Annotated in this window: 15 protein-coding genes and 1 tRNA gene; 7 read left to right on the forward strand and 9 right to left on the reverse strand. The window is 35.3% G+C overall.

Going from position 1 to position 20,140, the window contains the following annotated elements; all coding sequences use genetic code 11:
- Positions 1 to 42 precede the first annotated feature (42 nt).
- The 8 genes from acs to AC061C_RS08640 form a co-directional block, all read right to left on the reverse strand.
- Positions 43 to 1,950 (reverse strand): acetate--CoA ligase, encoded by a 1,908-nt coding sequence (gene acs, locus AC061C_RS08605; protein ID WP_478290827.1) that lies wholly within the window; start codon positions 1,948 to 1,950, stop codon positions 43 to 45.
- A gap of 14 nt (positions 1,951 to 1,964) precedes the next feature.
- On the reverse strand, positions 1,965 to 3,863 hold the full coding sequence (locus tag AC061C_RS08610; RefSeq protein WP_478290828.1) for an acetate--CoA ligase: 1,899 nt from the start codon (positions 3,861 to 3,863) through the stop codon (positions 1,965 to 1,967).
- Between the two features lie 17 nt (positions 3,864 to 3,880).
- Complete coding sequence (locus tag AC061C_RS08615; protein WP_309758763.1) at positions 3,881 to 4,243, reverse strand: response regulator transcription factor; 363 nt, start codon at positions 4,241 to 4,243, stop codon at positions 3,881 to 3,883.
- Positions 4,244 to 4,245: 2 nt separating this feature from the next.
- On the reverse strand, positions 4,246 to 6,951 hold the full coding sequence (locus tag AC061C_RS08620) for an ATP-binding protein (protein WP_478290829.1): 2,706 nt from the start codon (positions 6,949 to 6,951) through the stop codon (positions 4,246 to 4,248).
- 329 nt (positions 6,952 to 7,280) lie between these two features.
- A complete protein-coding gene (locus AC061C_RS08625) occupies positions 7,281 to 7,505 on the reverse strand; it encodes a DUF6814 family protein (protein ID WP_309758767.1) in 225 nt (74 codons plus the stop codon).
- A 10-nt stretch (positions 7,506 to 7,515) separates the two neighbouring features.
- On the reverse strand, positions 7,516 to 9,051 hold the full coding sequence (locus tag AC061C_RS08630) for an MFS transporter (protein ID WP_478290830.1): 1,536 nt from the start codon (positions 9,049 to 9,051) through the stop codon (positions 7,516 to 7,518).
- A 25-nt stretch (positions 9,052 to 9,076) separates the two neighbouring features.
- A complete protein-coding gene (locus AC061C_RS08635; RefSeq protein ID WP_478290831.1) occupies positions 9,077 to 10,456 on the reverse strand; it encodes a porin in 1,380 nt (459 codons plus the stop codon).
- Positions 10,457 to 10,568: 112 nt separating this feature from the next.
- A complete protein-coding gene (locus AC061C_RS08640; protein ID WP_478290832.1) occupies positions 10,569 to 10,988 on the reverse strand; it encodes an IS1/IS1595 family N-terminal zinc-binding domain-containing protein in 420 nt (139 codons plus the stop codon).
- Between the two features lie 748 nt (positions 10,989 to 11,736).
- Here AC061C_RS08640 and AC061C_RS08645 point away from each other — a divergent pair.
- Positions 11,737 to 13,047 (forward strand): M28 family peptidase, encoded by a 1,311-nt coding sequence (locus tag AC061C_RS08645; protein ID WP_478290833.1) that lies wholly within the window; start codon positions 11,737 to 11,739, stop codon positions 13,045 to 13,047.
- A gap of 522 nt (positions 13,048 to 13,569) precedes the next feature.
- Here AC061C_RS08645 and AC061C_RS08650 read toward each other — a convergent pair.
- Positions 13,570 to 13,645 (reverse strand) — tRNA-Phe (locus tag AC061C_RS08650).
- A gap of 98 nt (positions 13,646 to 13,743) precedes the next feature.
- Here AC061C_RS08650 and AC061C_RS08655 point away from each other — a divergent pair.
- The 6 genes from AC061C_RS08655 to AC061C_RS08680 all read left to right on the forward strand — a co-directional run bounded on the left by AC061C_RS08655 (position 13,744) and on the right by AC061C_RS08680 (position 19,998).
- Entirely contained in the window at positions 13,744 to 14,478 is a 735-nt protein-coding gene (locus AC061C_RS08655; RefSeq protein WP_478290834.1) for a type III pantothenate kinase, read from the forward strand.
- Positions 14,471 to 15,721 carry a BamG family beta-barrel-assembly machinery protein gene (bamG, locus tag AC061C_RS08660; RefSeq protein WP_478290835.1) on the forward strand — a complete coding sequence of 417 codons (1,251 nt, stop codon included), beginning with the start codon at positions 14,471 to 14,473 and terminating at the stop codon, positions 15,719 to 15,721. The genes AC061C_RS08655 and bamG overlap by 8 nt, the downstream gene beginning before the upstream one ends.
- A gap of 47 nt (positions 15,722 to 15,768) precedes the next feature.
- A complete protein-coding gene (gene lptC / locus AC061C_RS08665; protein ID WP_417968902.1) occupies positions 15,769 to 16,323 on the forward strand; it encodes an LPS export ABC transporter periplasmic protein LptC in 555 nt (184 codons plus the stop codon).
- Positions 16,324 to 16,335: 12 nt separating this feature from the next.
- Complete coding sequence (locus AC061C_RS08670) at positions 16,336 to 16,530, forward strand: hypothetical protein (protein ID WP_309755206.1); 195 nt, start codon at positions 16,336 to 16,338, stop codon at positions 16,528 to 16,530.
- A gap of 3 nt (positions 16,531 to 16,533) precedes the next feature.
- Positions 16,534 to 17,793, forward strand: a complete 1,260-nt coding sequence (locus tag AC061C_RS08675; RefSeq protein WP_478290836.1) for a hemolysin family protein — start codon at positions 16,534 to 16,536, stop codon at positions 17,791 to 17,793.
- A gap of 108 nt (positions 17,794 to 17,901) precedes the next feature.
- Entirely contained in the window at positions 17,902 to 19,998 is a 2,097-nt protein-coding gene (locus AC061C_RS08680; protein ID WP_478290837.1) for a peptidylprolyl isomerase, read from the forward strand.
- Positions 19,999 to 20,140 lie beyond the last annotated feature (142 nt).

Genomic DNA, 20,140 nt, shown 5'->3' on the forward strand with positions numbered 1-20,140 from the left:
CAGAAACGAAGCAGTTTATCAACAACAAATTAAAACCTAAAATTAAATTTTACCTTCTTTGATTTCGTCCACAATTTCTGGATTCAATAAGGTTGAAGTATCTCCGAAATTAGAGTAATCTCCTTCGGCAATTTTGCGCAAAATTCTGCGCATGATTTTTCCTGAACGGGTTTTTGGTAAACCGGAAACAAACTGAATTTTATCCAATTTTGCAATTGGTCCAATATGATCAGATATATGTTGATTAATTTCTTTACTAAGGTTTTCTCTATCGCGATATTCTCCGGTTTCTTTTAGAATTACAAAACCATACAAGGCATTTCCTTTGATGTCATGTGTGAAGCCAACAATAGCACTTTCGGCAACTGCAGGATGCTCATTGATGGCATCTTCGATAGGTGCAGTTCCAAGATTGTGTCCAGAAACAATAACCACATCATCTACGCGACCCGTGATTCTGTAATACCCAACTTCGTCACGTAAAGCGCCGTCTCCAGTGAAATATTTACCTGGAAAGGTAGAAAAATAGGTGTCCTTGTATCTTTGATGATCGCCCCAAATGGTTCTGGCAATTCCGGGCCAAGGGAATTTAATACATAAACTCCCGGTAACCTGATTTCCTTCAATTTCGTTGCGTTTCTCATCCATCAAAACGGGCTGAATTCCCGGCAATGGTAAAGAAGCATACGTAGGTTTTGTAGGCGTTACAAAAGCAATTGGCGAAATCATAATTCCTCCAGTTTCCGTTTGCCACCATGTATCCACGACAGGACATTTCTTGTCTCCTACGTGGTTGTTGTACCAGTGCCAAGCTTCCTCATTGATGGGTTCTCCCACGGATCCAATTACTTTCAAAGAAGTCAATTGGTAGCGTTGCACATATTCGATGCTTTCTTTTGCCAAAGCTCTAATGGCTGTTGGTGCCGTGTAAAATTGGGTGACCTTATGCTTTTCGATAGTCTGCCAAAAACGACTGAAATCTGGATAAGACGGAACGCCTTCGAAAATTACCGTCGTAGCTCCATTCAATAACGGTCCGTAAAGAATATAGGAATGTCCGGTAATCCAACCAATATCAGCGGTACACCAAAAAATATCATTGTCTTCATAATTAAAAACATTCTTAAACGTATACGCGGAATACACCATATAACCCGCCGTAGTGTGTACCATTCCTTTTGGTTTTCCGGTAGAACCGGAAGTGTAAAGGATGAATAATGGATCTTCGGCATCCATGATTTCAGCCACATTATTATCCGAAGCTTGGTCTAGAAGTGGTTGCAACCATTGGTCACGACCTTCTTTCATCTCAATAGTTGAGTTGATTCTTTTAGCAACTAATACGTTCTCAACGCAAGGACAATTCAATAAGGCTTCATCAACAATACTTTTTAAATCAATCGTTTTGTTCCCACGATAGCCACCATCTGAGGTGATGACCATTTTACATTCGCTGTCGTTGATTCTTGCTGCTACTGCCGAAGCGGAAAATCCTGCAAAAACAACCGAGTGAATGGCTCCAATTCTGGCACACGCCAAAGTGGTAATTGCTAATTCAGGAATCATGGGTAGGTAAATACAAACACGATCTCCTTTTTGTATGCCTTGTTCTTTTAAGACATTTGCCATTTTGCAAACACGTTCGTACAATTCATTATACGAAATATGTAAAGCTTCTTCATTTGGATCATTTGGTTCAAAAATGATAGCTGTTTTATCTCCTTTTTTGGCAAGATGTCTGTCGATACAGTTTTTTACAATGTTTACTTTAGCATTCGTAAACCATTTTATATCGGCTTCAGCCATATTAAAGTCTACAACTTTATCCCACTCTTGGTACCAAGTAAAATTTTCAGACGCCACTTTGTCCCAGAATTTTTTGGGTTCACGAACTGATTTTTTGTAATGTTTAAAGTATTCTTCTAAATTATTAATTTTATAGTAACTCATGATTTTGGTAAATATTAAATATGATAAACGCCTATTTTATACTTTTTTAATGTGGTAACGATTTCGTGGACAATGGATTCGTCATCAATGGTGGACGGAATCTGAAATTCGGCACCATCGGTAATGCTTCGCATCAGTTTTCGGAGGATTTTTCCTGAGCGCGTTTTTGGTAATCGTTGTACAATAACTACATTTCTCAAGGAAGCAACTGCCCCAATTTGGTGTCGAACCAGTTTAATTATTTCTTGTTCCAATTGATACTGTTCGATTTCATCTCCTGATTTGGTTACCACCAAAGCCAAAGGAATTTGTCCTTTCAACTCATCTTGAATTCCAATAACGGCACATTCAGCAACGGAACGGTGGGAAGCAACGACTTCTTCCATTTCAGCCGTTGACAATCGATGTCCCGCTACATTTATCACGTCATCCGTTCTTCCGGTGATGAAAATATATCCGTCTTTATCTTTATAGCCTCCATCGCCAGACAAATAATAACCGTCAAATTTGCTGAAATAACCTGCTTTGAAACGTGCTTCGTTTTCCCAAATGCCCAACATATTTCCAGGAGGCAATGGCAGTTTTACAACAACCAAGCCTTCTTCATTGGCTTTTAATTCATCGCCGTTTTCATTAAAAATCCGGATGTCATACCCACAAACTGCTTTTGTTGCTGAACCGGATTTCACAGGCATTTTTTCAATACCAAGAGAATTGGCAATCATTGGCCAGCCTGATTCTGTTTGCCACCAATGGTCAATTACAGGAATGGGAATGTGTTTTTGATACCATTCTAATGTGGCATTATCACAGCGTTCTCCCGCCAAAAATTGGTTTTTAAGAACGCTCAAATCATATTGTTTGATGAATTCTCCGTTGGGATCTTCTTTTTTGATGGCTCTGATGGCGGTTGGAGCCGTAAACATGGTGCTCACTTTATGCTCCGAAATTATTCTCCAAAACGTACTTGCATCGGGAGTTTTTATGGGTTTTCCTTCAAAAATTATGGTTGTATTTCGGTTTAATAATGGTCCGTAAAGAATATAGCTGTGACCTACTGCCCAACCCATATCTGATGCTGCCCAGAAAGTTTCATCTTCTTTGACATTATAGATGTATTTCATAGAAAATTTCAATGCTACGGCATATCCACCAGTGTCTCTTATAATTCCTTTCGGTTTTCCCGTAGTGCCAGATGTGTATAAAATATACAGCGGATGATTTGAATTCACAGGAACACAAGGGGTTTCTTCGGATCCATAAACTAAGGCATCGTAATCTACATCGTACTTTTTAAACGGAATTCGGGCGCCTAATTTTCTATTGAAAACAATTACTTTTTTCGGTCGGTGTGAAGCAAGTTCAATGGCCTCGTCGACCAAAGGTTTGTAAGCAATTAATCGATCAATCTCAATTCCAGATGATGCTGTTATGATTGCTCTTGGTTTGCAATCATCGATTCTGATGGCTAATTCATGAGGCGCAAAACCTCCAAAAACAACTGAATGAATCACTCCAATTCTCGCGCAAGCCAACATGGCAAAGGCGGTTTGTGGAATCATTGGCATGTAAATTATGGCCGTGTCTCCTTTTTTCAATCCCAGTGACTGCATGCCTCCGGCTAATTTTGCCACTTCGGTTTTTACTTCTGAATAGGTGTATTTTTTTATAGTTTGCGTTACTGGGGAATCATAAATAAAGGCGGTTTGATCGCCATATCCATCTTGAATATGCTTGTCTAATGTGAGATAACAAATATTCAATTCGCCATCTTTGTACCAAAGTGGATATCCATTTTCATCTTTCGACAAAATCGTTTCCGGTTTACTATACCATTCAATTTCATTGGCCTGTGCTGCCCAAAATGCTTCTGGTTGGTCGATGCTTCGGGTATAAATTTCCTCGTATTTCATGGTGTTGAATTTGTTTCTTATTGAATTAAATCCTGTACTTGTTCTACTAATTTTTTGACTGAAAAAGGCTTTACCACATATAAATTTGCACCTAATGCAAGTCCTTTTTCAATGTGTTTTTCTTTGTTTTTTGCCGAAAGGAAAATGACTTTGCAGTGCCGCAATCGTTCGTCTTTTTTTATTTGTTCCAATGTGGCAAAACCATCAACCATAGGCATCATAACATCCAGAATAATCACATCCGGAAGTTGTACTTTCAAAATATCTAAAGCCTCTTGGCCGTCGCGCGCTATAAAAACTTCAAAATTGTTCTTTTTGAAAGTATATTCCAGAGCCATTACAATATTTGGCTCGTCATCTACAATTAAAATTTTCTTCATTTTCAGCTGTTTTCTGTTGTATTATAATTGGGTAATGTAAAGATGAAAGTGGCTCCGTCAGTTACATTGTTTTCACTCCAAATGCTTCCTTTATGGTGTTCTATAATTTGTTTGCAAATGGCTAATCCTAATCCGCTCCCTACTGGTTTCTTTATATTCTGGTTTCTGGATTGATAGAATTTATCAAAAATTGCTTCAGCATCTTCTTCTTTAATGATTTTACCATTATTGTGAATTTTGACTTCTATATTGGTTTCATTTTCAAGTATCGAAATAGCTATTTTTCCATTTGTTTCTGAACAAAATTTTATAGCATTCGATAACAAATTATGAATGACCTGAACAATGCGTTCTTCATCGTAAAAAGCTCTTATTACCTTGTTTGAATCATCAAATTCAATGCGAATTTTTTTGTTTTTAATTAATTGATTTAAGGATTCTAAGGTGTTTTTAATGGTTTTTGTAATGTTGTTTTTAGACAAATAAATCTTTTGTTTTCCGGTTTCAAATTTTTCTAAATCCAGAATTTTATCAATCAAACGATTCAAACGATCGGACTCCGATATGATGTTTTGCAAAAACTGCTTTCTCAACTCCTCCGGAATGTCGTCATCATCGTGAAGGATTTCACTCGCTGCACGAATGGCGGTTATTGGTGTTCTCAATTCATGGGTAACCGTATCCAGAAATTCATCTTTTTGAATGTCTTTGTTGACCAGTTCCTGATTGGCATTTTTGAGTTGTTCGGATATTTTTTTTAATTCATTCGAAGTGTCAGTCAACTTTTTGTTGATGATGATATTCTCTTTGGATTCCTCCAAAATTCGCAATACTTCGGGCAAACTGATTTTATCTTCTTTGACCACACTCGATATTAATATTTTGGCGGAAGCCGTACCAATGTGACCTGTTAATAAATTTTCGGCAAACTTTATAAATCGGGCATCGGCAGTCGTAATATTTTTATCGATGTTGTATTTTAAATTGAAAATAGTCAACGCTCGTTTTGTTCGGTCTTCGCCAAGAAAGCGCTGCAACACTTTTTGAATATCCGAGATGTAAGCGGTTCCTTTCCACACAAAAGCGTTTTCGTGATTGGTAATGTATTTGTCAATATCCACAAACATTTCGGCATAATTACGTTCTCTGTAATTTCCTTTGAAACTCACCGATACTGCAGCATAACTCATGATATTAATTAATAAGCTCCAAAAAACAGCATGCGGAATAGGCTCTAAATAATCCAACCCAAAAAGTTGAAAAGGCTTTAAGAGGGAAATTCCCCAAGGTCCTTCGGTAACAAAAAGACTGACTGAATTAGTCATTCCGGTTGCATACGGAATTAGTAAGGTATAAAAACAAACAGCAAATCCGAGAATGATTCCTGTGATAGCGCCATTTTTTGAGCCTCTTCGCCAAAAGATAGCGCCAAAAAAGGAGGGCGCTAATTGGGCAATGACTACAAATGCTACTAAGCCTATTGAAACCAGTGAATAGTCTAAAATAAATAATCTGTAAATGGCATAGGCCAAAATAATTAGAGAAAAAATTCCAATTTTACGACTGTTTACGATGCGTTTGCTATTTTTTTCTTGCGACGAATTTTCTAAGGAGCCAATAAAGCCATACGGAATCAATAAGTTGTTACTTAACATTGTGGCTAGAGATATAGACGAAACGATAATCATTGAAATCGCTGCAGAAAATCCACCTAGAAAGACCATCACTGTCAATATATTATTGTCAAATAACTGAGGAATCAGCAGTGAATAGGTGTCTGCATTATGGTCTTTGCCTTCAAAAAGAATATTACCGCCCCATGCTATTGGGAATACAAAAAGGTTGAAAAGTAGTAGGTACAACGGAAAAAGCCAAATGGCTGTTCGGATGTGACTTTCTTTATTGTTCTCGACAATCGCCGTGTGGAATTGTCTTGGCAAAAGGAAAATAGCAAACATGGATAGAATACAAAGGAAAAACCAGTTGATTCCGTTTGTAATGCCGCCAATCGTATTTTTTTTATCGAAATCTTTAAGGATAGCCGCTTTTTGATAAATATCATCAAAACCGTCAAAAACAAAATAGGTAACATAAATACCTACGATCAAAAAGAAAACTAACTTCAGGATAGATTCCATAGCCACGGCGGTTACTATTCCGCGTCTTTTTTCGGAAGCGTCTACATATCTTGTTCCGTAATAGGAGGCAAAAAGGGCTAAAGCAAGACATACGTAGGTTGTAGTATCAGTAAAAATATTTGAACTTGCTTGTGTTTTTGTAACAATATGAAAGGTATCTGATATCGATTTAAGTTGTAGGGAAATGTAGGGTAAAATTCCAGAAATACAAACTATGGTAACTAATGCTCCCAGAAATCTACTGTTTCCGTATCGTAAAGAAATAAAATCTGCAATGCTGGAAATTTTATTTACTCTCGAAATTCGGATAATTTTTTTCAGAATGATCATCCACGTTGGGATAATTAATATGGGGCCTAAATAAATGGGTAAATAACCCAAACCAGATTCTGCAGCAACACCAATACTTCCGTAATAGGTCCAGGCTGTACAATATACGGCTAATGAAAAGGAATAAATGTAGGGATTATTTGTCCATTTAGAATGGTTTCTTTTTTCGGACCAATAGGCAATGTAAAAAAGAATCGACAAATAAAGCACCAATATTAATAAGAGTCCAATGCTATTCATAATATCTTTTTATAATTAGGTACGATATGGCGATTGAAAACAGCCAAGCCGAGAAGATATAAATATAGATTATTGGGAATCCAAAAAGTGGTTGTGAACTGTCAAATAGCAGCAAGAGAGGCGCGTTCAAAGCCAATAATATTAGCATTGAAAGGATAACCAACTTTTGTTCATGTCTCTTTTTCATACGATGGTGCAGTTTGTTTTGCAGCGGAATGTGCATTCGTCTTTTTGTTATAATTCTGTTTTAGAATCGAAGGCTTAAATTAAAAAAAACAAACAACCTCTGTAAATTCATGCAGAGACTGTCTATTTTGGTAATGGTTTGGTTAACTGTCTTTTTCATCGTAATCTCCCATTAAGGAGAAGTAACCAAAAGTGCCGAGTCCTAAAACCACAAGCGGTAGCAGTATGAAAAATATGATTATTCCGAAAACTAAATCTTCCTGTTTGCCGGAGGTCAATTTTCCTCCAAAAATGTCAATGCAATAATAGGCCGTAGCAACTGCTAATGCAATCCAAACTAATCCTAAAAGTCTTTTTATCTGATTCATAGCTGTGTTTTTATTCGTGAGCGTTTTTATCTTTATTTTTAATGTAAACCATTCCAACTACAAAACTGACTGCAGCGATAACAATTGGATACCAAAGTCCTTCCAGGTAAAACTCCGGATGGCCTAAGTCTTTTGCATTTGTCACAAAATAGGTTGAAATAGCAGGAAGTAACCCTCCAAAAATCCCATTTCCTACGTGATATGGCAATGACATTGATGTGTATCTAATTTTTACCGGGAACATTTCAACTAAGAACGCTGCAATAGGACCATAAACCATAGTTACAAAAATTACTTGTACAAATACTAAAAATATCAAAGCCCAATTGTCACTGGAGTTAATTTTAATAGTGGTTTTAGTTTCTGTTTTAGGTTTACCATCTACAACTTTAGCTGTACCGTTTTCTAAAGGTACCGTTTTTACTTCTACTAAAGTTGTTCCATCTGAATACCCTTTGTTAGTCGTGTAGATAGAATCCATGGTTTGCTTTTTATTTTCTTTCAATTCAGCAAGTACCGTAGTTTTTTCGACCATTTCGGTTTTGTTTTTCACCGATGTGGTTTCGTACATTTGTTTGTAGATTGGTCGGTATAATAAAATGGCCAATAACATTCCGCCCATCATAATGTATTTTCTACCTACTTTATCACTCAACCAACCAAAAAACACGAAAAATGGGGTTCCAAGAATTAAAGCAACTCCTAATAAGGTATCCACTTGAGAGGAGTCAATGGACATTACTGTTTTCATGAAATTCATTGCGTAAAACTGACCAGTATACCAAACAACACCTTGCCCCATTGTAGCTCCAAATAAAGCCAATAATACAAATTTCATATTGTAACGATTTCCAAAACTTTCTTTCAAAGGATTTGTACTTGTTTTTCCTTCGCTTTTAGCTTTGGCGAAAACAGGTGATTCATCCATGTTTTTTCTAATCAAATATGAAACTCCAACCATAACTATCGATAACCAAAACGGAACTCTCCATCCCCATTCATCAAATTGTTCTGGTGTTAAGATATTTCTTGTAGCAAGAATTACCATTAAAGAGATGAATAAACCCACCGTTGCAGTAGTCTGAATCCAAGAAGTCCAATATCCTCGTTGACCTACAGGAGCATGCTCAGCCACATAGGTTGCGGCTCCACCATATTCACCACCCAGTGCAAGACCTTGTAATAAACGAAGAATTAATACTAATAAAGGCGCCATGAATCCAATAGTTTCATAACTCGGTATACAGCCTATAAGGAAAGTTGCTCCACCCATTAATAAAAGCGTAACCATAAACGTATATTTTCTTCCAATTAAATCGCCTAATCTACCAAAGAAAAGGGCTCCGAAAGGACGAACTACGAATCCTGCTGCGAATGTTGCCAAGGTTGATAAGAAGGCTGCTGTAGGATTATCTGAAGGGAAAAATTTAGTTGAAATTACGACGGCTAAACTTCCAAAGATGTAAAAGTCATACCATTCGATCATAGTACCCATTGAGGATGCGGAAATGACTTTCCAAATTCCTTTTGTTGATTTTGTACTCATAAATTTATATTTTTTTAAAATTGGTTTATAGATAGATTTGAATTTGTACTATGAAGTCTCCCAATGATCCAGAACGAGTCGTTGGAGCTGTATAAACAGGTCTAGTAGAATATTGTGCTGTTATTTTTGCATGATGGCCGTCTAGGAAAAAGTTAGATCCTACGTCAAACTGTGTGCTTAATTGTTCCAAAGCATCAAATTTTTTATAGGTAACAGCACCAAAAGGCTGGATACGAATTTTAGGTTTTGCGTCTTTACATGGTAATAAAACACCCGCTTGTGTGTACCAAATATTTCCAGAACCCATCGTTGGCTGTGCATTTCCAGCCCCCGCTATAGCTCTATTCCCTGTGAAATTTGGATCTACTGAGCCAATATTCATAATCCCAACATTACGCAAATAATTAGGACCAAAATCATAATCATATAGTACACTGTAAGCTGTAACGGCCATTTTATTTTCTTTTTTTCCAATAGGCATATCAAGAAAAACATCGGCAGAGAAAAGTTTGATATCGTGTTTGTTGATAGTGCTGTTTACAGAAGTTTTTGTGGCATCAGGCGCGGTGTAAAAACCAGCGCCAATGTTGAATACTTTTTTAGTTCCTAAATAGCTGCCTACTTTAAAAGGCAATACATTAGCTTCTTGTTCTAAAAATTGATACTCAAAATAACCTGCTTTAGACCATTTAGTGTTGCCACTATTGTCAACCGCTACTGCATTATCGGCTGCTGTTACATTAGTAGGGACTAAATTTGTAGCATACGGTTTATTATAACTCATTCTGTATTCTAACTTACCGTATTTTCCTTTAGCGAATAAACCTACTTGTCTGGCAAACTGATCGGAGTTCTCTATTAATGGCCAGTTAAAAATAGGGGCGTCTATGGTTAAGAAGTTTAGTGTTGAAGCCATCGTAAGTCTAGACAATCCCATGTAGTAGTGCAATCCAGCACCAAGGGTAAAACTAAATTTCTTGTCTTTTTCTGGCAATACAACTGCATATTCATTCCATGCGTCATGAAAAAATAAACCAGGTTTTTTTCCGGCACCGTAGCCACCAGTACCTGAGGTTCCTGCTGCACCGCCATTAATAAAAGTTTGGTTGTTGATTCCAAAATGGGTTAAGATCATGTATCTTTTGGATACTTGAGCATACGCTAGAAAACGCAAACGTCGATTACCAATATCTGTTGCAGTTGATGTTGGCTCCCCTCCAATCATGGTTCCGGGATTCATCTGTGCAGAACGAAACCAGATTTGGTTCCACGCAATTACTCGCATGAATTTGGAACCGTCTTCGTTCAGGTTAAATTTCAATCCAGCGCCATAGTCAGTGGAGCCTTGTGAAAATCCTTTGAGTGACAGTAAGAGTACTGCCACCAAAAAAAATATTTTTTTCATAAATAAAATTTGGTTAGTAAATGGTTAGTAAATGGTTGGTTAATAAAGTGCCAAATTCTATTATTTTATTGTTAAAAAAAATTTAGATATATTTATGTGTAAACTGCTATAGTTAATCTTTAAATCGCTCCCATTTTATAAGCATAAATTTATCTCCTAGTTCGGTTATGATCATGCCTGCTCCAGATAATTGTTCTTTGTTTTTAAGGTATTCAATAAGCTCTAAATGACTTAATATCTTGTAAGTAGGATGGTAGTTGGCATGCGATGGTTTTTTTATGTTGAAGGTCTTAACCCAGTTGCCTACAGTGACGTGGGAGACGCCTATAATTCGCTCAATTTCACGAAAACTCAACCCTTCAAGGTATAGTTGCAATGCCTTGGTTACATAGTAATCATCGATCTTTTTGCCTATTTTATTTACCGTAAAAAAATAGTTACATTTTTTACATAAGTACCTTTGTTTACTGTTGATTATGCCACTTTTTATAATGTGGTTATTTTGGCATTTTGGACACGTTAAAAGTTCCATATATATAAATTTTGCATAAATATAGCAATTTAGCAATTATATAAAAATGAATTGTCCAAGTAATCTGTTTTAATTTAGTGAAAGATGCATTTTTATTATAAAAAATGTACGTGGTTGATAATTTTTATCCTTTTAAACAAATATTTCACTTTCAACTGTAGGTATATCTTGAAATCGATTTGTTTAAAAATTCGCTCTTATGGTTTTGATACGATTTTTAAAGTAAAAGATATTTTTATAAAAAGCATGTAACTAATATTGTTTAGAGGCACGAGGGGAATGCACGCGGTCAATGTCATTAGGTTAAGGAATAATCCCTATGATTGTGTCATTCCGACGAAGGAGGAATCTCAACAAACGTGCGCAAAAAACAGAGATTCCTCGTTCGTCGGAATGACAAATAAACACTTAACTTAATGACATTGCAGCACGATAGATTCTGGTATTTTAGTAGTTTAACTGGATTAATTGTTTTAGGGAATAATGTATTGCAATGGATTCGTTTTGCGTAAGGTTCAGATTGTGAAAACGGTATTATGAAAATAGTTCGTGATTTTTAGCCCTGATGGAAGCGGCATCCTCGTAGCGTAGCAAAGAGATAGAGCGTACAGCAGGAGGATTTATTCTTGAAAATGGCAATCATTCTGCTCCAACTTATCAATTAGACCAAACCTTTTTAGTAGTTTTACTGTAACACATTTGTAATATGACACTCTTACTGTTGAATCTATTGTAAAAAATATACTTTATGAAAAAAATCATTTTAAGTGCTGTTGTGCTTTGTTCAACGTGCTTGTTACAAGCACAGTCCATCAATACAATTATTAATAAAAACGACGTTACTAAAATTGAGAAAACACTCGCGGCAGATGATATGCAAGGCCGTAGAGCATTTACTCCGGGTATTGATAAGGCTTCCTCTTTTATTGAATCTGAATTCAAGAAAATAGGCTTACAAACCTTTAACGGTGCGAAAAATTTTAAGCAGGAGTTTTTCATGACCGAGTCTAAAAATAGTAGTATCAAAGTGCTTATTGATGGTAAAACAATGGATGAAGTAGATGTAGTTTCTTTTTCATACCAACCGCAAGTCCTTATGACTGAAAAAAGCGACGTTCAAGTTGTGAAAATTAATGCTGGAGATAAATTTGGTCCAAAATTTTACGAATACTATCAAGGCGGTAAGAATCTTTTGGTTTTAGTAGATGCCTCTTTCAAATCCCGAATTCAAAATGTAAAGCACATTCCGCAAATGAGTGCTAATCCTGCCGGTAATACGGTAGTTTTTGTTTTTGGAACAATGGAAGCAACACAATTCTCTATTGAAGGTACTAACGTAGTCACAAAAAAAGCATTAAATAATGTAGTAGGTGTCATAGCAGGAAAAAGTAAGCCAAATGAATATGTAGTGTTTTCTGGGCATTATGATCATTTAGGTGTTGGGTCACCAGCCGAAGGAGAACAACATGATGCAACTGATTCTATTTACAATGGTGCCAATGATGATGCTGCGGGAACAACAGCCGTGATCATGTTGGCCAAATATTTTAAAAAACTAAATAATAATGAGCGCACAATCCTATTTACCACATTCGTGGCTGAAGAAATAGGAGGTTATGGCTCTCAATATTTTTCAAAACAATTAAATCCAGAGCAGGTTGTGGCTATGTTTAACCTAGAAATGATAGGAACGGAATCAAAGTGGGGTAAAAATTCTGCTTACATAACTGGTTTTGAAAAATCAAGTATGGGAGAAATACTTCAAAAAAATTTAGAAGGATCAGCGTTTAAATTTTATCCAGATCCTTATCCAGAACAACAGTTGTTCTATCGTTCAGATAATGCTACGCTCGCTAAGCTTGGCGTTCCAGCACACACGATTTCTACCTCAAAAATGGATAGCGAACCTAATTATCATAAAGTAAGCGATGAAATAGAAACTTTAGATATGGTAAACATGACTGAAATTATAAAAGCTATTGCAATTAGTTCGGCTTCAATCATCAACGGAAAGGATACGCCATCACGTGTTGACAGTAGTACTTTGATTAGAAAATAATAAACTTCTACATTTTCATTTCTAATACTGAGAATGTGCGACAATGGGTAATTATTTGCAATTTATAAGCAGATAATTGCCCATTTTTGTTTGGTTTATTTTGCTTATTTTTTATTTGATTTTTTAACCATTTGAAGAGGATCTCATAGCTACGGACTGTATAAAATGATGTTCCTTAGGTATAGCAAAGTTTTATAAATCGATGGTTAAAATAAAACTTGTGTTTTAAGTGATGGCTAAAATTTAATGACGTACTTTAATAAAGCACTAAATTTCTTTGCGACAGATTTCAAAAATTAGCACAAATTAATTCGTTATGTAATTTTAAAAATCTTTTTAATCCTTCTAATCTGTGGAAAAAAAACTCCTTTAATAATTGGGACAATATATCTTTCATGCTAGTTAATGAATGATTTAAGTGTAAAGTAATTTTAGTTTAGAAGCCAATTTTTATAAATAAAAATTGCAATTTTTCAGGTACACTACATAAAACAAAAAACCCACTAATTTCTTAGTGGGTTTTGGTGGTACCTCCAGGGATCGAACCAGGGACACATGGATTTTCAGTCCATTGCTCTACCATCTGAGCTAAGGTACCTCGCTGTTGCGGGTGCAAATATAGAATCATTTTTAGTTTATCCAAAACATTTTTTAAAAAAAATCAATTCGTACCTTCGCCTCCATAAAAACTTAGTTATGATTTTAGTTATTGATGTTGGAAACTCCCGAATTAAAGCCGCTGTTTTTGAGGGTGATACCCTTTTTGAAATTTTTATTTTCTCAAAGATTGAACTGCAAAAAAAAATTGAAAATATTTTAAAAAATTTTGAGAATATAGCAGATTTGGTCGTTTCGTCTGTTGGTGATGTCGAAAAACAATCTTTTTTGGAGTATGACAATCGGGTAAATGTTCATTTTTTAAATCATGACGATCCTTTTCCGTTTAACAATAGTTATGCAACACCTGCAACATTAGGCATAGATAGAATGGTTCTTGCTGCCGGAGCAACATTGCAGTTCCCAATGATGAATCGATTGGTTATCGATGCAGGAACGTGCGTTACTTATGATTTTATTGATATTGAAAATAATTATTTAGGTGGCGCTATCTCACCAGGACTGCGACTACGCTATGAAGCATTGCATAATTTTACCGCTAAGCTTCCCTTATTGTCTTTGGATAGTCCAAAAAATTTCATTGGAAACGCTACAACGGAATCCATTCATTCTGGCGTAGTGAATGGTCTTGTGTTTGAAATCGATGGTTTTATAGAGGCGTACGAAGCAAAGTATTCAAATTTTATAATAATTTTAACGGGTGGAGATGCAGATTTTTTGGCTAAACGATTAAAAAATACCATATTTGCCAATTCAAATTTTCTTCTGGAGAGTTTGAACCAAACATTTCAATATAAAATCAAAAATGATTAAAAAAATTCTAGTAAGCGCTTGTTTGCTTTTATCATTAGTGTCTTTTGCACAAGAAGGCACATCATCACCGTACTCTTTTTATGGGATTGGGGATGTAAGGTTCAAAGGAACGCTTGAAAATCGTTCTATGGCTGGTGTTGCTGTTGAGCAAGATAGTATTCACATGAATATTCAAAATCCAGCAAGTTATGCAAATCTTAAGCTTACAACTTTTACTTTAGGTGGTACATATGCGACAGCAACTTTAAAGAACTCAACAGAATCTGCGAAAGCTACAAGAACAACGCTAGATTATATGGCAGTTGGATTGCCTTTGGGTAAGTTAGGAGTTGGTTTTGGATTGATTCCTTATTCTTCTGTTGGATATAAAATTAAGTATGACGCAGAAAATGATACAGAAAACAGCAGACGTTTTAATGGTACTGGTGGTTTAAACAAAGCATTTTTGGGCGTTGGATATCAAATAAATCGTAAGTTAAGCGTTGGTGCGGATGCAAATTATAATTTTGGAAAAATTGAAAGTACAAGCTTTGAATATATTAACGGAGTTCCAGTAGGGACACGCGAATTGAATTCAGCGGATTTATCAGGAGTAAATTTTAATTTTGGAATGATGTATCAAACCAAGGTTTATAAAAAAATATCAATTTTTAGTAGTTTAACGTATTCATTAGAAAGCACTTTAAATTCTAAAAATACTCGAAATATTGCTACAGTAGTTTTTAATTCGAATTTTGATTTGGGAGTTGTTGATGCTTTGGATGATGTAAAGTCAGAAGTTAGTCTAACCATGCCAAGTAAAATAGCCTTGAGTGGAGGAATAGGAGAAGCTCGAAAGTGGCTTGTAGGAGGGAAAATTGCTTATGGCAAAACTTCAGGTCAGGCAAATAATTATAACGATCAGGCTAATGTGGGCTATGGTAAATACGGTAGCGTAAGCTTAGGAGGTTATTTTATTCCGAATTATAATTCGTTTACGAGTTATGCTAAAAGAATTGTTTACAGAGCTGGTCTTAAATATGAAAAAACAGGATTAGTGATCAACAATGAGTCTATCAATGATATGGGAATGACTTTTGGTTTAGGATTGCCAATAACAGGGACTTTTTCGAATGTAAATTTTGGTTTCGAACTAGGGAAAAAAGGGACTACAAAAGCAGCTCTTGTTCAGGAAAACTATGCAAATTTAAGTGTGAGTTTCTCACTTAACGATAAATGGTTTGAAAAACGAAAATTCAACTAACAACAAGGATTGGTAGCAGTGCCAGTTGTCTATGCAAAGTATAGCGTATGACTTTAGTCCAAAAAAAGTATATCAAATTAGTTGTCACGGTATTTGCCGTGACACTGTTTTTTGGGTGCGAAAGTAATTTTAAGGAAATTCAAAAAATTAACTTCTCTGAATTTGTTCCTGGTAGTGATGCAGATATGGTAAATTTAAAGTATACCGACTCAGGCAGAATTACAGCCATTTTGGTTAGTTCTAAAATGTTAGATTACACCAGTGTTGATTTTCCTTTTACTGAATTTCCAAAAGGGATTGACGTCACTTTATTTGATAAAAAGGCAAAGAAAACATTCATAAAATCCAATTATGCGATTTCCTACAAAGGAACCAACATTATTGATTTGCAAGGAAAAGTAAAAATTTCTACTGAAGATGGGAAAACCTTAGAGACGGAGCAATTGTATTTTGATCAAAAAAACGAATGGTTTTTTACAGAAAGAAAATTTAAATTATCAGATCCAAAGGGAACTTCCAATGGGCAAGGAATCGATTTTAGCAAAGACTTTAAAGTGATAAATTCCCAAAAAATAACTGGCGAAATACAATCTGCCGATTAATATCAAAACAATATGAACTACTTAAAATATACACAATACGTTTATCTGGTTTTTGGAGCGTATTTTATTTACGACGGAATTACTAAATTAAGTGATCCTTCAGGGACCTTTTGGTTGAGTTTCATGATTGCAGGATTGGCTATTTTTATGTTTTTCTTTAGACGTAAATTTGCCAAAAAATTTGAGGATCGAAACAAAAAATCCTAGTAAATGGAAATTAGTATTATCATATTGTGTCTAATACTAAGTGCTTTTTTTTCAGGAATGGAGATAGCCTTTGTCTCTTCCAATAAAATTTATCTTGAGATTGAAAAAAAACAAGATAATTTCGTTTCAAAAATTCTGACAAAGCTTACAGAAAAACCAACTAATTTCATCGTTACAATGCTTATTGGTAATACCATGGCTACAGCGGTCTATGGTTTTTTTATAGGCAAACTCGTGCTGCTGTGGTTTGGGGATTTGTCATTTCATTTTTCTAATGGGTTTATTCTGCTGTTGCAAATCGTGATTTCGACATTCGTAATTTTAATTACTGCAGAGTTTTTACCTAAAGTTTTTTTTCAAATTTATGCCAATTCTTTGATTAAGATTTTTGCTGTCCCAGCATTCGTATTTTACAAGTTATTCTATTTGATAGCGGCCTTTTATATTGGGGTTTCAGATTTTATCTTACGCAAATTCTTTAAAACAGATGGAGATACAATTCAGTTGTATTTTAGTAAAATCGAGCTAGGGAATTACATTACAGAGCAAATGAGTAGCGTGGAGGATAATGAGATGGTAGACTCTGAAATACAAATGTTTCAAAACGCATTAGAATTTTCAGGTGTAAAGGCCAGAGATGTAATGAGTCCGCGTACTGAGATTATTGCTGTAGATTTATTTGATTCTATTGAAAATCTTAAAGAATTGTTTATCGAGACAGGCTATTCAAAAATAGTAGTGTATCAAAATTCGCTAGATGATATTATTGGGTATGTGCATTCATTTGATTTGTTTAAAAAGCCAAGAAATATTAAAGAGGTGGTAATTTCGGTTGAGTTTGTTCCTGAAACTATCTTTATAAAGGATGCTATGAATTTGCTAACTAAGAAACGTAAAAGCGTAGCAGTAGTTATAGACGAATATGGCGGAACCTCAGGAATTATAACTATTGAGGACATCGTAGAGGAGCTTTTTGGGGAAATAGAAGACGAGCACGATTCAAATGAAGAGCTAATAGAAAAAGACTTGGGTGATGGGGTTTTTATTTTTTCTACTCGATTTGATGTTGAATATTTAAACAACACTTACAAGTTTGCTATTCCAGAAAGTGATTCCTATGGTACACTCGGGGGTTTTATAGTCGATTTCACAAAAGAAATTCCTCAAAAAGGAGAGGTGATTACCATTGGTAGCTATCATTTTATCATTGAAGAGGCCACAAATAAGAAAATAGAATTAGTAAAAATGACACGGCAAGAGTGATTTTTTTTAGGAAAATAAAATTTCTTGCAAAATAAAACGCTACTAGTATAATTATTAATTAGATAATTGTATTTTCGCAAACTGATTATAAAAATTAACAACAAAAAAATGGCAGTTTTACAAAAAATTAGACAACGTTCACTTCTTCTCATACTCGTTATTGGGTTTTGTTTATTAGCTTTTATCATAGGTGATATTTTTAATAGCGGTGGTTTCAATAGTACATCAAAAGATGTAGGAAGCATTGATGGAAAAGATATTTCTTTTGAAGATTTTAGAGTGAAAGTAAGTAATGTAGAAAAAAGTGGTCAGGGTATTACTTCAACTGAGGCAGCAAACAGAGTTTGGGAGCAAGAAGTTTCTGTGGCTTTACTCACAACTGAATTTGAGAAACTAGGACTTAGAGTAGGTGAAAAGCACTTATTAGAAGTTTTGAAAGCGGATCAAAACATTGGAGGAAATCCATTATTTTTAAATGCTGCAGGTGTATTTGATGTTGTAAAATTCAAAGAATATTTCAAGGCAAACCCTGCTCAAGCTCAATTCTTAAAAGATAGAGAAAAGGATGCCGACTTGAATGCAAAATACCAAATGTATACTACCATGATCAAAGCGGGTGTATACACAACTGAAAGCGAAGGAAAGTTTAAATACGAAATGGAATCAAACAAAGTGAACTTTGCATATGTAGCAGGTTTATACTCTACAATTAAGGACAGTGATGTAAAAATCACAGATGCTGAGATTGTTGATTTCATGAAGAAAAATGAAAAAAAATACAAAGCAGAGGAGTCTCGTGAAGTAGAATATGTTTTGATCGAAGATAAAGCTTCGCCTGCTGACGAAACAGAAGTTAAAACAAAAATAAATTCATTGTTGTCTGGAAGTGTAGTTTACAACCAAGCTACAGGTAAAAACGATACGTTGCCAGGATTTAGAACTACTGCAAACACAATTGATTTTGTGAACTCTAATTCAGATGTTCCTTACGATTCAACTTATATTGCTAAGAAAGATTTACCTGCAGTAGATGCAGACAAGTTGTTTAACCTTCCTGCAGGTGCTGTTTATGGGCCGTATATATTTGGAAAATACTATTGTATTTCTAAATCTTTAGGTATGAAATCTGGTGTTAATGCCAAAGCGAGTCATATTTTAATTGGATATGAAGGTTCACAAGTTCCAAATCAAAAAGAAAAAAGAACGAAAGAGGAAGCGAAAGCTAAAGCTGAAAGTATTTTGGCACAAGTAAATGCTAATCCAGATAGTTTCATGATGTTGGCTTTTACTAATTCTGATGATTCATCTGCACAACAAGGTGGCGATTTAGGAAGTTTTGGTCCAAACCAAATGGTGAAACCTTTTAATGATTTCGTATTTAGTAACGGCATTGGTAAAGTTGGTTTAGTAGAAACTGCTTTTGGTTTTCATATTATTAAAATCACTGACAAGCAAGACGGAATCCGTTTGGCTACCGTAGCTCAAAAAATCGAAGCTTCAGAAGCAACTTCTGATAAAATTTTTACGCAAGCAACTAAGTTAGAAATGGATGCTGCAGATAAAGACTTTAATAAAGTAGCAAAAGGAATGGGACTTACTGTTGCTCCAGCGGTTTCTGTAAAAGGAATGGATGAGAACTTCGGAACATTAGGGAAACAAAGAACTATTGTAAGATGGGCTTTTGAAAAGGATGTAAAAATTGGATCGGTAAAAAGATTTGAAGTGGCTAATATTGGTCACGTAATTGCTAAATTGAAAAGCATTGACAATTCTGGATTAGTGGCAGTTACTGTTGTTCGTCCTTATGTGGAGTCTATCCTTAAAAACAAGAAAAAAGCAGAGTTGATCAAAGCTAAAATGACAGGTTCATCACTAGAAGTGATTGCTAAAGCAGTGGGTGGAACGGTTCAGCAAGCTACAGATTTAACAATGCAAAATACAATGTTGCCAAACGTTGGTCCAGAGGCAAAAGTAGTGGGGAGCGCATTTGCACTTCAGGCTAATAAATTATCTGCACCAATCGAAGGAAACAGCGGTGTTTATGTTGTAAAAAACGTGAGTACTGTAAAAGCGCCAGTTTTAAAAAGCCACGCTGCTTATGTAACGAAATTGAAAGCGCAAACTGCTTCTGATGCAAACAGAGTAATTCCTGCATTGAAAGCTAACGCTAAAATTGAAGATAACAGAATAGATTTTAGTTACTAATTTTTTTAGAAGGTAATTAATTCAAATAGAAATCCCGATGCATTTAAATGTATCGGGATTTTTTGTATGGTTCGTTTTGTAAATAGTATCGCCACTAATTTTGTATAGCTTACACAAGTTTTAAGTATCTGTAGAGTTGCTT

Source organism: Flavobacterium sp. GNP010, from assembly GCF_056428945.1.